The sequence below is a fragment of the Chromobacterium alticapitis genome, from assembly GCF_002924365.1.
GTDB lineage: Bacteria > Pseudomonadota > Gammaproteobacteria > Burkholderiales > Chromobacteriaceae > Chromobacterium > Chromobacterium alticapitis.
Genome location: NZ_PQWB01000121.1, coordinates 15,592 through 28,133, shown reverse-complemented (window position 1 = coordinate 28,133; position 12,542 = coordinate 15,592). Strand labels below are relative to the sequence as shown.

Below are 12,542 nucleotides of genomic sequence, written 5' to 3'. Positions count from 1 at the left end.
GCGCTCACTTCTGCAGACGGCGGATGCGCTCGGCCGGAGTGATGATGTCAGTGAGGCGAATGCCGAACTTGTCGTTGACCACCACGACTTCGCCTTGGGCGATCAGGCAGCCATTGACCAGCACATCCATAGGTTCGCCTGCCATGCCGTCCAGCTCAACCACCGAGCCCTGCGCCAGTTGCAACAGGTTGCGGATGGCGATCTTGGTGCGTCCCAGCTCCACCGTCAGTTGAACCGGGATGTCCAGGATCATGTCCAGATTCTGTTGCGAGCCGCCGCCCGCTCCGGCCATGCCGCCCGCCCCTATCTCTTGAAACAAGCCCTGGGCCGGCATCGCCTCCTCATGGGGCTGGCTATCCGCCACCTCCTGCTCCGCCATCGCGGCGGCCCAATCATCCATCGAAATTTCCTGCTCGGCGCCCGCCGCGCCGGCCTGCAGATCTTCTTCGCTCATTGTTCCCTGTCTCCCGGCGACTCCATGAACTCATGGGCCCCCGCCAAAATCTTTTCCACCTTCAGGGCATAGCGTCCCTGCACCGTGCCGTAGCTGGCCTCGAACACCGGTATGCCCGAGACATCGGCCTCCACGCGCTCCGGAATTTCCACCATCACGACATCGCCTGACTTCAGATTCAGGATTTGTCCCAGCGTCACCTTGGTCTGCGCCAGCGTCGCCACCAGTTCGACCTCAGCCGCCTGCACCTGATGCGTCATCAGATTGACCCAGCGATTGTCCACCTCGGTACGGTCCGCCTGCATGGTGCTGGACAGCAAATCGCGAATCGGCTCCACCATCGAGTACGGCAGACAGATGTGAAAATCGCCGCCGCCCGCCCCCAGTTCGATATGAAAGGTCATCGCCACCACCACTTCCGTCGGTGTGGCGATATTGGCGAACTGGGTGTTCATTTCCGAGCGCAGATAAACGAACTCGATAGGATAGACCGGCTCCCAGGCCTTTTGGCACTCGCTGAACACCACCTCCAGCAGGCGATGGATGATGCGCTGCTCGGTCGGCGTGAAATCCCGGCCCTCGACCCGCACATGGTAGCGTCCATCGCTGCCGAACAGATTATCCACGATCAAAAACACCAGATCCGGATCGAAGATCAGGAGACCGGTTCCGCGCATGGGCTTGACATGCACCAGGTTCAGGTTGGTCGGCACCACCAGGTTGCGTATGAATTCGCTGTACTTCTGCACCCGGACCGGTCCAACCGAGATTTCAGCGTTGCGGCGCAGAAAGTTGAAGAGGCCGATGCGCAGATTGCGGGCGAAGCGCTCGTTGATGATTTCAAGCGTAGGCATCCGGCCGCGCACAATGCGCTCTTGCCGGCCGATGTCGTAACTTCTGACCCCCTGCGCGTCCTGCGCGCCCTCGTCATCTTCGTCCTCGCCGGAGACGCCCCGTAATAGCGCGTCTACCTCTTCCTGGGACAGGATATCGTCGCCCATGGCGCTTATTGCTTCTGAATGATGAAGGACGTGAACAGGATGCTGTCGACTACTGGATCGTCGCCCGCCTCCATGGCCTCATTGATGATTTGCTTGACCTGGGATTTCAGCTTGACCTTGCCATCAGCCGTGCTGAGCTCAGTCGCGGTCTTGGAAGACAGCAGCAAAATCACCGCGCTACGGATTTTCGGGGCATAGTCAGTGAATTTCTTCTTGGCCTCCTCATCGCCCAGCTCCGCCTGCATGTCCACTTGCAGCAGATTGCCGTCGCTGCCGGCCAGATTCACCACAAAAGTGTCCATCTTTTCGAAAATAGGCGGACCATCGTGTTTTTTCTTCGGTTTTTCCTTGACCTGCTCGGTCTGCGCCCCCGGCGCCTTGCCCATGCTGGTGAACATATAAGCGGCCAAACCGCCCACTGCGGCCAAAACAAGAAGCAGCAGCACAATGACGATCATCATCAACTTGTTGCCGCCGCCCGCCTTTTTTTCAACCTTGTCCGCCGCCTTTTTATCATCAGACATATTTTATGACCTGTTCCTTATGGAGTACCTAGTGAAATCTTAAACGATTTCCCCCCCATATTTTCCAGTTTTCTTGTCCGGATGAACAGAGTCGAAAGCAAATCGGTTCAGGCAAAAATGCTGAGGATGCCGCGAGCCGCCTTGATGGCAGCCAACGCATCCACGCCGTCCGCCTCCGGCGAGCCCTGTTGTTGACGCTCACGTTTCTGCTGGAACGCCTGTTGCTGCTGACCGGAGTTGCCACTGGACACTTGGGAATCGGTCAATTGAATGCCGCTGGACGAGAGCATGGCGCTCAGCCTATGCATATTGTTTTCCAGCGCTTCGCGCGTAGCCGGCACCGCTGCAGTGAACAAAACCTGAGCCTGGTCGTTGCCGTTCATTTTCAAAGTGATTTCGATCGGCCCCATTTGCGGCGGGTTCAATTGGATTTGCGCCTTGTCCATCTTCAGATTGACCATGGACAGCACCTGCTCCCCCAAAGCCTTGCCCCAGCTGGGATCGTTTAAAGTTTGCGGCAAGGCCAGTTGCGGCACGGCTGAGGCCGCATGCGTCTGCTGGGTTTGCGGCTGTTGCGCGGCCTGCAGCGGCAAGAATTGCGGGGCCGACGCATCCTGCTCCGGCAATTTTTGCTGGTCAGACTGCCAATTGAAACCCTGCTTGCCGACCTGTAACAAAGCGGATGGGTCTATCTTGGCCGCGCCCTGCTGCGCCAGCAGATCCTGCTCGGGCCCTTTGACGTTCGCCTGCTGCAACTGCTGGCCTTGCAAGGCCGCCAGCAACGGCATCGCCAGCGCCGCCTGCGCGGCGCCGTCATCGTCCGATGATTTAGCCGCAGGCTTGTCATCGGACGCCTTGCCATCCCCGCCCTCGCCCATTCCCGGCAACAAGCCGCCCACCATGCTCATCTGAACGCCCAGCAAGCTGGCGAACAGATCGCCGCTCGCGCCCGCGTTCGCCGCGGAGCCTGCCGCGCCGGCGGAGCTGGCAGCGTTGCCGGAACTAGCCGGGGGAGTATTCACAATAATGGTCATGATCGAGCCTCGACGGGGTGTGACGCGGCTAATGAAAGCAAGGAGCGTGCCAAATCAGACATCGTCTCCATGACTGCGGTCCCAGAACTGCCGAGTGGAGAATTCGTCAGTGCGCTTCTGTTCGCGCTTGGACTCCAGCAAGGCTTCTCGCTCCAGCTCGCGCTGCAGCAGCTTTTCATAAGCCTTGAGCTTCTTGTACTCATGCTGCCAGGCCTGTCGCTCCAGCACGAAGCGCTGCATGCAGCGCTCGACGTCTTGCTTTTGCTGCGCCATGGCTTCATCCAGCCGCAGCAGGAAACGGCGAAAATCCTGGTACTGGATGACGGAAATGCCCTTGCCGCCGCTCACCACCAAGCGCTGCCGATATTCCTCGCGAAAGCCGTCCAGTTGCTCCAGCCGCATCCTCGCCTGATTAAGGGCATTCTGCGCCAGACTCATCCGCTCGGCCGCCGCCTGCTGCCTCTCGTCCGCCAGCTTGATCAACAGCTGATACTTGCTTTCCGCCATCGTTCAACCTTAGGCCAGCACGCTCGCCAATTGCTCGCAACAGGAGGAATAGTCGTGGGATTCATGCATGGGCTGAGTCAGGAAGCCCACCATGGGCAGTTGGCGCCGCAAGGCATCGTCCAGCACGGGATCGGAGCCTGCGACATAAGCCCCGACGCTGATCAGATCTCGATTGCGGCGATAACGCGAGTACAGTTGCTTGAAGTGGCGCGCCATGTCCATCTGCTGCTGCGGCACCACGTCCACCATGACCCGGCTGATGGACTGCTCGATGTCTATCGCCGGATAGTGGCCGGCCTCGGCCAAGTCGCGCGACAGCACGAAGTGGCCGTCCAGAATGGCCCGGGCCGAGTCGGCGATGGGGTCCTGCTGGTCATCCCCCTCAGACAGCACGGTATAAAAACCGGTAATGGAACCGCCGCCCTCTTCGCCATTGCCGGCGCGCTCAATCAACTGCGGCAGGCGCGCGAAAACGGAAGGCGGATAGCCTTTGGTCACCGGAGGCTCGCCTATCGCCAGCGCGATCTCGCGCTGCGCCATCGCATAGCGGGTGACCGAATCCATCAACAACAGCACGTCCAGCCCCTGGGCGCGGAAATACTCGGCCAGCGCCGTGGCGTAAGCCGCACCATGCAGCCGCATCAAGGGCGGCATGTCGGCCGGGGCCGCCACCACGACGGAGCGCGCGCGGCCCTCTTCGCCCAGTATGTTCTCGATGAAATCCTTCACTTCACGACCCCGCTCGCCTATCAGGCCCACCACTACCACATCGGCCTTGGTGAAGCGGGCCATCATGCCCAGCAGCACAGACTTGCCCACGCCGGAGCCGGCGAACAGGCCCAAACGTTGGCCGCGGCCCACGGTCAGCAAGCCATTGATGGCGCGCACCCCCACATCCAGCACATCATGTACCGGCGTGCGGTCCAGCGGATTCATGGGCTGGCTGTGCAACGGAAACCAGGCATCGGGATGAATGGGGCCCAAGCCGTCAAGCGGACGGCCCAAGGAATCCAGCACGCGGCCGAGCAGGCTAAGCCCCACCGGGACCTGCCGACCGATGAAACCCTCCGCCCGAACCGCTCCGGCCGAGCGCCCGTACAGCGGCGGCGCATGCGAGGACAAGGGCAGCACCGGCGTGCCCGGCAACAGGCCGTGCACATTGGTCAAAGGCATCAGGTAAACCTTGTCGCCGGAGAAGCCCACCACCTCGGCCTCCACCGACTGATGATCGGCCAGCATCACCCGGCAGGCGCTGCCCACCGGCAGCTTGATGCCCACGGCTTCCATCACCATGCCCGTCACCCGCACCAGCCGGCCGCAAGGCTGCCAAAGCGAGGCGGACGCCGCAGCGTCCGAGCAAGCCTCCAGCCAGGCGCGCTGCCGCTCAATCAGCCCGCTCATCCCCAGCCTCCAAGCCCAGCGCCAGACTCAAGGCGGCGAGCCGCGTTTCCATGGTCATGTCCAGACGCACCGACGTAGTGTCGATCACGCAGCCGCCGCGGGCAATCGCCGGATCTTCGATCCATTGCCAAACCGTCTCCGGCGTTTCCAGCCGCAGAAATTCGCGCGCGGCATCTAGATCCGCCGGATTGACCCGCAGCCTGGCGCTGGACAGCGTCGATGGCAATTCCGACAAGGCGGACTGCAGCAAGGGCAGCAAGGCCTCGCCATCGCGACGCAGCTGCTGTTGCGTCAGCTTCTGCGCCAACTGCCAGGCCAGCCTCAGTACATCCTGGGCCAGTTCCTGCTCCAGTCTCGACAGCTCGGCGGAAAACCCGCCAGCCATGGACTGCAAGGACTGCCAAGCCTCTTCCAGCCGCGGCTGCAACTCGGCTCGCGCCTCGGCCGCACCCTGCTCCCGTCCCGCCTGCTCGCCCTGCTCGAACCCTTCCGCCCGCCCGGCCGCCACCCCTGCGTCATGGCCAGCCTGCCAGGCCTCCTGATGAATGGCTTCCAGTTCAGCCGCGGTGGGATAGCCCAGGCCGGCGTCGACCTCCTCCAGCTCCTGCCCCGCCTCGGCCTGCTCAGCCAGCGCCTCGGCTTCCGCCAAGGGCACCGGCGCGGCAGCCTCGGTCTCGCTCGCGGCGATGCGTTCGGCCAGGCTGGCTCCGGGCTTGCGCATCTGCGCCATCGCCACCAGCTGCGATGGTGTCAGCGCCTGGGCGAAGCCGTCCAGCGAGCCTGGACTCCAGCTGCTCCAGCTCTCCAGCTGCTCGCCGGGGATGATGGGATTGTTACTCGACGAGGCCTTCATCGCCGCCCTTGCTGCCTAGCACGATCTGGCCGTCGTCGGCGAGTTTGCGCACGATCTTGAGGATTTCCTTTTGCTCCGCCTCGACTTCGGACAATTTGACCGGCCCCTTGGATTCGAGGTCGTCGCGCAGCATTTCCGCCGCCCGCTGCGACATATTGCGGAAGATTTTTTCCTTCAATTCGTTGCTGGTGCCCTTCAGCGCGATGACCAGCGAATCGGACTGCACCTCGCGCAAAATGGTCTGGATCGAGCGATCGTCGATGTCCAGCATGTTTTCGAAAACAAACATCTTGTCTTGGATGCGTTGCGCCAGCTCCGGGTCGTATTCGCGGATGAAGCCCAGCGCCGAGGTTTCCACATTGCCGCCCATGAAGTTGAGGATTTCCGCGGTGAGCGCCACCCCGCCGGAAGCGCTTTTCTTGATGCGGTCGGAACCAGACAGCAGCTGCGTCAGCACGTCGTTGAGTTCGCGCAGCGCTTGCGGCTGCACGCCCTCCAGCGTGGCAGTCCGGATCAGCACCTCGTTGCGCATCCGTTCAGGAAAAAACGACAGGATGGAGCTGGACAAGTCCGGCTCCAAGTGCACCAGGATGGTGGCGATGATCTGCGGGTGCTCGTGGCGAATCAGATCCGCGGCTGAGGACGGATCCATCCACTTCAGGCTTTCGATGCCGCTGTGGTCGTTGCCCTGCATGATCTTGTCCAGCAGGTTGGCGGCCTTGTCCGGCCCCAGCGCCTCCACCAGCACATTGCGCAGATATTCGTCGGACGCGCCTATGCTGGCGCGCGCCTGGCACTCCTGGCGGAACTGGTCGACCACATCGTCGATCTGCTCGTAGCTGAGGTTGTTGATCGCAGCCATCGCCAGCGAGATCTTCTGCACCTCTTTCGGCCCCAGATACTTGAACACCTCGACCGCCTCGGCCTGTCCCAGGCTGAACAGCAGAATGGCGCTCTTGCGAATACCGTTCTCACTCATCGGAACTGATCCATTCCTTGATGATCTGGGCCGCCATGCGCGGATCGGACTTCACAATTTCGCGCACCGCCTCCAGATTGCTGGTGTACTGACGACGCCGAGCCTCGCGCGGATCCTCGCGCCCGGCCTTGCCGCCAGCGGCGGCGGCCTCGCCCTCCTCGCCCTCTTCCCCGGCCACGCTCAGCAGACGCCCGCCGCGAACCGCCGCCGCAGCCGCGCCCTCGGCTTCGCCCGCCGGCGGCGCAGGCCGGATGAGATCGCGCATGATGGGCCGCACCACGCCGAATAGCAGGTAAAGCACGGCGATGGCCAACAGGCCGTACTTGATCAGGCTGGTGCCATTGTCCGTGACGTAATCGACCACGCGCTCCTGCATGGTGACAGGCTGGGCATTATCGGCGAAGGCGGCATTGGCCACGTTCAAGGTATCGCCGCGCGCGGTGCTGTAGCCCATGGCCTCCTTGACCAGATTATTGATCTGCTGCACCTCCTGGGCGGTCAGCGGCGTGGGCTTCATCTCGCCGCTCTTGTCCGGCATGCGGCGATAGTTCACCACCACGGCCGCGGATAAGCGCTTGACCACGCCAGTAGGCACCTTGGTGTGCTGTATGGTCTTGTCCACCTCGTAATTGGTGGTGATATCGCGCTGCAGCGTGCCGCTGGCGCTGATGCTCTGGCCCGACAGATTGGCGGTGCCCGGCGCCGCGCCCGGCGGCAGCGTGATCGGCGCGGACGCCGCCGACGGCGGCTGATTGGACAGCGCGCCCGGCACCCCGGTGGGATTGGCTGAACCGTTGGCCAGTTTCTCGCTGATCTGCTGGCTGCGCGTAGCCGAGGGGTTCGGGCTTGAATTAGGGCGATACGTTTCGGAAGTCTGCTCGATTTCGGAAAAATCGACGTTGGCGGTTACCTGGGCGCGGGCATTGCCCTTGCCGAAGATGGGCTCCAGGATATCCTCGATCCGTTTGACGTAGCCTTCCTCGATTTGCCGCACGAAGCCGAGCTGGCGCTGATCCAGGCCCGAATTGTCGTCCGGCCCGGACTGTTTGGACAGCAGATTGCCGTCCTGATCGACGATGGTGACGTTCTTGATCGGCAGATTGGGCACCGAGCTGGACACCAAGTGCAGGATGCCGGCCACTTGGCCGCCATCCAGCTGCCGCCCCGGGTAGAGCTGCAGCATCACCGACGCGGTGGGCGCCTGCTGCTCGCGCACGAACACGCTTTGCTTCGGCGAGGCGATATGCACCCGCGCGCCCTGCACCGACGAAACCGCTTCAATCGTGCGCGCAAGCTCGCCCTCGATCGAACGCTGATAATTGACCTGTTCCGCAAACTGGCTGATGCCGAACTTCTGGTTGTCCATCAGCTCGAAGCCGACCCCGCTGGCCTTGGGCAGCCCCTGAGCCGCCAAGCGCAGACGCGCGTCATAGACTTTGTCGGCCGGCACGGAGATCACGCCGCCCTCGCCCAGTTGGTAGGGCACGTTCATCTGCTGCAGGGCTGCCGTCACCTGGCCGCCATCCCTATCCGCCAAATTGGAGAACAGGACTTTATAGGAGGGGGTGCGATTGAGGACGACGGCGCCGACGATCACGGCGAAAATGGCCGCGAGCGCCGTCAGAAACAGGATTTTCTTGTTGTTGGGCAGCGCCTTGAAGCGGTCTCCCGCTTCATTCATGCGCGCTCGCCAAACCGGAACTGCGTTGTCTTCTGCCAGATCAGCCATACGGTGGTATTTGATTTAGGTCCACCGCCGCCCAATCTGTGGATCCGACAGCGCTAGACTTGGGTATTCATGATTTCCTGATAGGCGCTGACGAGCTTGTTGCGCGCCTGAACCATGGTCTGGAACGACAGGCTGGCTTTTTGCAGCGACATCATCACGTCCTGCAGATTGACTTCCTTGTTGTCGCCCAGCTGAAACTGCTTCTGCATTTCCTCCGAAGTCTGCTGCGCCGAATTCACTTGCTCTATCGTCGATTTGAGCACGTCGGAAAAGTCGACCTGCGGCGCCTGTTGCGCCGTCGGCGACGACTGTTTTCCGCCCGCCAGCGCCGCCGCGCTTCTCAGCTCGCCCAGCAACTGGTCGATATTATTGACTGACATGGCTACTCCGTGCCACTTCCCTCCGGAACATCCTGGCCAGCCGCCGCGTCTTCATCACGGTAACGCTGCAATTTATAGCGCAGAGTGCGCTCGCTGATGCCCAGTTTTTCCGCGGCCAGCTTCTTTACGCCGCCAACCGCTGCCAATGTTTCCAGAATATGGCGTTTCTCAAGGGTTTTCATGTCGGTTTCATCCGACACCGAACCGTCCGACTCGGACACCGTCCGGGTAATCTGCCCCACGCCTGGCATATCGCCCAGCAACAGATCGGCGGCAAGAATTTCCGCTCCCGCGGCAAGTATGACCGCCCGCTGCACGACATTATCCAGTTCGCGGATGTTACCCTCCCAACTATAGGCCGTCAAATGACGCTCCGCATCCCTGGAAAACACCAGGAACGCCCGCCCCGCGGCCTCTGCATGTTTTTTAAGCAGGAATCGTGCCAAGGGCAATATGTCGTCGGGCCGCTCGGCCAGCGCCGGTATCCGCAGCGGGAAAACATTGAGCCGGAAATACAAATCCTCGCGGAAGCGCCCGGCCTCCACCTCGGCCTGCAGATCGCGGTTGGACGTGGCCAGCACGCGGATATCCAGTTTGACGGTACGGGTGCTGCCTATGCGCTCCACCTCGCGCTCCTGCAGCACGCGCAGCAGCTTGGCCTGCAAGGGCAGCGGCATTTCCGTGACCTCGTCCAGCAGAATGGTGCCGCCCTGGGCCTGCTCGAACTTGCCGGGCAAAGCCTGGGCCGCGCCGGTAAAGGCGCCGCGTTCGTGGCCGAACAAGGTGGACTCCAGCAAATTATCCGGAATCGCCGCGCAATTGACCGCGATGAAGGGCCCGCCGCAGCGGCGGGAATGGCGGTGGATATAACGCGCCAGCACTTCCTTGCCGGTGCCGCTGGGACCACAGATCATCACGCTGGCGTCGCTCTGCGCCACGCGCCCGGCCAGGGCGAACAATTGACGCATCGCCGCGGATTCCGCCACCACCTCGCCGCCATCGTCACCCGGCATCGCCAACAGATGCTTCTCGACTTCGACCAACAGGCTTTGCGGCTCGAACGGCTTCAGCAGGTAGTGGCTGGCGCCGGCGCGCAATAACTCAATGGCCCGTTCGATCACGCCATAGGCGGTCATCAGGATGAAGGGCACGCCCGGATAATGCTTTTTCACCTCCTCGAACAAGGCATAGCCGTCCATCGGCGCCATCTGCGCGTCGGAAATGATCAGGCCCACCGGCTCCTGCCGCAAACGCTGCAAGGCCTGGCCGCCGTCAGCGGCTTCCAGCGTGGGATAGCCAGACAGCGCCAATGTATCGATGATGGCTTCGCGCAAGTCGGCGTCGTCCTCGACCACCAAAATCGGTAAATACTTCATGGAATCCAATACATTCTATATGGTTGGCTGGCGCTGATGCGCCAGCACCGTCAGGCGCTGGGCGATGGAGGTCAGCGGCAACACCTCATGGGCGGCGCCGATGGCGATCGCTTCCTTAGGCATGCCGAACACCACGCAACTGGCCTCGTCCTGCGCGATGTTCCAGGCGCCGGCCTGCCTCATCTCCAGCATGCCGTTGGCGCCGTCTCGCCCCATGCCGGTCAGAATGATGCCGATCGCGTTCTTGCCCGCCAGATTGGCTGCGGAACGGAACAGCACATCGACGGAGGGCCGGTGGCGATTCACTGCCGGCCCGTTGTTCAGACTGGTGCTATAGCCTATGGTCGGCGCGCTCTTGATCAGCAGATGGGAATGGCCCGGCGCGATGTAGACGGTTCCCGTCTGCAGCCGCTCGTTGTCCTCGGCTTCCTTGACCCGCAGCCGGCACAAGGAGTCCAGCCGCTGCGCAAACGACTGGGTGAACATCTCGGGCATATGCTGTGCCACCAGTATCGGCGGCATATTGGCCGGCAGCGCGGTCAACAATGTGCGCAGCGCCTCCGTCCCCCCGGTGGACGAGCCGATGACGATGATGGTCTGGCTCGCCAGCGGCATTTTTCCTGTTTGACGCGGCAGAATCACATCCGCGCTATGGCTGGGAACGATCTCCAGCGGCGTTTTATTCGCCCGCTCTCGCGAAGTCAGGGCCATGGATTTACCTTGCAGCATGGTCCGCCCGGCGCGGCGGCGCCGCCCAGGCTTGAAGAGTGTCGATTCCGTCAGCTTAGCAGCACTTGCCCCTGTCAGTCAGCTCGCCATCCAGTCATGCCGGCTTCTCAACTGCTCCAACCAGCCCTCGCACGCCGCCTCCAACAGATCCAACACCTCCTCGAAACCCCGGCAGCCGCCGTAATACGGGTCAGGCACTTCACGCCCTTCGCCCAAGGGCTCCAGCATCAAATGCAGCCTGTCCTGCAAATGGGCCGGGCAGCGCCGACGCAAATCGGCCAGATTGCGGCTGTCCGCCGCCAGTATCAGGTCGAAAGCCGCAAAGTCCTCATCCGCCACCTGGCGGGCGCGCTGGGAAGCCAAATCGTAGCCTCTGCTCGCCGCAGCCTTTACGCTGCGCGCATCCGGCGCTTCGCCGACGTGATAGCCGTGAGTGCCGGCGGAATCCACCACCACACGGCTCAGCAAACCCGCCTGCGCCAGCCTGGCGCGCATCACGCCTTCCGCGGTCGGGGAGCGGCAGATATTGCCATGACAGACGAACAATATTGAAAATATTTTCATAGAATCAATTTCTTACGAAAATAAAAAATAGACGCGCCATGAAAAATCAACATTTCCGTCCCCGCCAAGCATATAGCTTGCGCGTGGGCGCGCATGACATGCGGAATATTGACATGAAAAAGTGTTCAAGACCATTCGTGCCCGCGACATGCCGCCAACCCTTATCGCATTCTCCAACAGCAGGAATAGACTCAAGAAAACAATAGCATGGACAATCTGAAATATGCATCATTCAAATAATTCTTCCATTTCTGCTTTTCCGAATGCCAAAATAACCTGCTCCATGCGGCCGCAACCGCGAATCCTGCTAAAATCTCGCTTTATTGACTCTGGTCGCGCGCATCACGTCTCTCTGACTCAATCCCAAGCACAAATGGTAGAAACGTGACTCTTTGCTAATGAATGCGGACCATTGAAAACATGAAACTCACCTTACTCATATCCGACATGCATGGGAAAGCGGGGAATATCGAATATCTCTCGCTATGGGGAAAATGGCTTGCTCAACATGGGCGGGCAAGCAAAATTATCTGGGTAGATCAACTACTTCCAGAAATTTACGCCCCGCTCCAGCAAGAAGCCATCGACAATCTGCATGGCAACATCACCAGCGAGGCCGCAATTTCGACCGCCCGCTCAAGGCTGGCGGATCATATCCGGCTAGAAAATCCGGATGCGGTGATAGGTTGCAGTTATGGCGGCTATTTGGCCGCGCTGGCAAGAGACGCCATGGCGGCTCAGGCGAAACTGATCTGCCTCAGCTCCACGCGCTTGCGCTACCTGTTGCCGATTGCCACGCCCTGCAAAGTGCATGCCATATTTGGCGAAAAGGATCCCTTTCGACCCAAGGACGACATTCCGCAATCCGATCTCTACTATTCCATTGCCTGCATAGCGGGAGCGGACCATGAGTTCTACCGCCAGCCCTCATCTTGCGGAGAAATATTGAAGGACATCCTGGAGAGCTGATCGTCTTGCCGGCCGCTACCCTCAAGCATCCTGGCTGACCGC

The 12,542-nt window shown here is 61.2% G+C and carries 14 protein-coding genes; 1 reads left to right on the top strand and 13 read right to left on the bottom strand.

Annotation, left to right across the window (positions count from 1 at the left end):
* Positions 1-4: 4 nt before the first annotated feature.
* From fliN to C2I19_RS18500, 13 genes are all read right to left on the bottom strand, one after another.
* The gene (fliN, locus tag C2I19_RS18560) at positions 5-454 is read right to left on the bottom strand and encodes a flagellar motor switch protein FliN (RefSeq protein ID WP_103904112.1); all 450 of its coding nucleotides are present in this window, start codon (positions 452-454) and stop codon (positions 5-7) included.
* On the bottom strand, positions 451-1,455 hold the full coding sequence (gene fliM, locus C2I19_RS18555; RefSeq protein ID WP_103904111.1) for a flagellar motor switch protein FliM: 1,005 nt from the start codon (positions 1,453-1,455) through the stop codon (positions 451-453). The genes fliN and fliM overlap by 4 nt, the downstream gene beginning before the upstream one ends.
* Positions 1,456-1,460: 5 nt before the next feature.
* Positions 1,461-1,979, bottom strand: coding sequence for a flagellar basal body-associated FliL family protein (locus C2I19_RS18550; protein ID WP_103904110.1), 519 nt, complete (start codon positions 1,977-1,979; stop codon positions 1,461-1,463).
* Between the two features lie 107 nt (positions 1,980-2,086).
* Complete coding sequence (locus tag C2I19_RS18545; protein ID WP_103904109.1) at positions 2,087-3,013, bottom strand: flagellar hook-length control protein FliK; 927 nt, start codon at positions 3,011-3,013, stop codon at positions 2,087-2,089.
* A 54-nt stretch (positions 3,014-3,067) separates the two neighbouring features.
* A complete protein-coding gene (fliJ, locus tag C2I19_RS18540) occupies positions 3,068-3,520 on the bottom strand; it encodes a flagellar export protein FliJ (RefSeq protein WP_103904108.1) in 453 nt (150 codons plus the stop codon).
* A 9-nt stretch (positions 3,521-3,529) separates the two neighbouring features.
* Positions 3,530-4,921, bottom strand: a complete 1,392-nt coding sequence (gene fliI, locus C2I19_RS18535; protein ID WP_103904107.1) for a flagellar protein export ATPase FliI — start codon at positions 4,919-4,921, stop codon at positions 3,530-3,532.
* Positions 4,905-5,774, bottom strand: coding sequence for a flagellar assembly protein FliH (locus C2I19_RS18530; protein WP_103904106.1), 870 nt, complete (start codon positions 5,772-5,774; stop codon positions 4,905-4,907). The genes fliI and C2I19_RS18530 overlap by 17 nt, the downstream gene beginning before the upstream one ends.
* Positions 5,755-6,753 (bottom strand): flagellar motor switch protein FliG, encoded by a 999-nt coding sequence (gene fliG, locus C2I19_RS18525; RefSeq protein WP_103904105.1) that lies wholly within the window; start codon positions 6,751-6,753, stop codon positions 5,755-5,757. The genes C2I19_RS18530 and fliG overlap by 20 nt, the downstream gene beginning before the upstream one ends.
* Positions 6,746-8,434, bottom strand: coding sequence for a flagellar basal-body MS-ring/collar protein FliF (fliF, locus tag C2I19_RS18520; protein WP_233201269.1), 1,689 nt, complete (start codon positions 8,432-8,434; stop codon positions 6,746-6,748). The genes fliG and fliF overlap by 8 nt, the downstream gene beginning before the upstream one ends.
* A gap of 101 nt (positions 8,435-8,535) precedes the next feature.
* Entirely contained in the window at positions 8,536-8,862 is a 327-nt protein-coding gene (fliE, locus tag C2I19_RS18515) for a flagellar hook-basal body complex protein FliE (RefSeq protein WP_103904103.1), read from the bottom strand.
* 2 nt (positions 8,863-8,864) lie between these two features.
* Positions 8,865-10,238, bottom strand: a complete 1,374-nt coding sequence (locus tag C2I19_RS18510) for a sigma-54-dependent transcriptional regulator (RefSeq protein ID WP_103904102.1) — start codon at positions 10,236-10,238, stop codon at positions 8,865-8,867.
* Positions 10,239-10,253: 15 nt separating this feature from the next.
* Entirely contained in the window at positions 10,254-10,949 is a 696-nt protein-coding gene (locus C2I19_RS18505; protein WP_103904101.1) for a chemotaxis protein CheB, read from the bottom strand.
* A 96-nt stretch (positions 10,950-11,045) separates the two neighbouring features.
* Positions 11,046-11,531, bottom strand: coding sequence for a low molecular weight protein-tyrosine-phosphatase (locus tag C2I19_RS18500; protein WP_103904100.1), 486 nt, complete (start codon positions 11,529-11,531; stop codon positions 11,046-11,048).
* 420 nt (positions 11,532-11,951) lie between these two features.
* Between C2I19_RS18500 and C2I19_RS18495 the strand changes: the two genes are divergently transcribed.
* On the top strand, positions 11,952-12,500 hold the full coding sequence (locus C2I19_RS18495) for a hypothetical protein (RefSeq protein ID WP_103904099.1): 549 nt from the start codon (positions 11,952-11,954) through the stop codon (positions 12,498-12,500).
* The last annotated feature ends 42 nt before the right edge of the window (positions 12,501-12,542 follow it).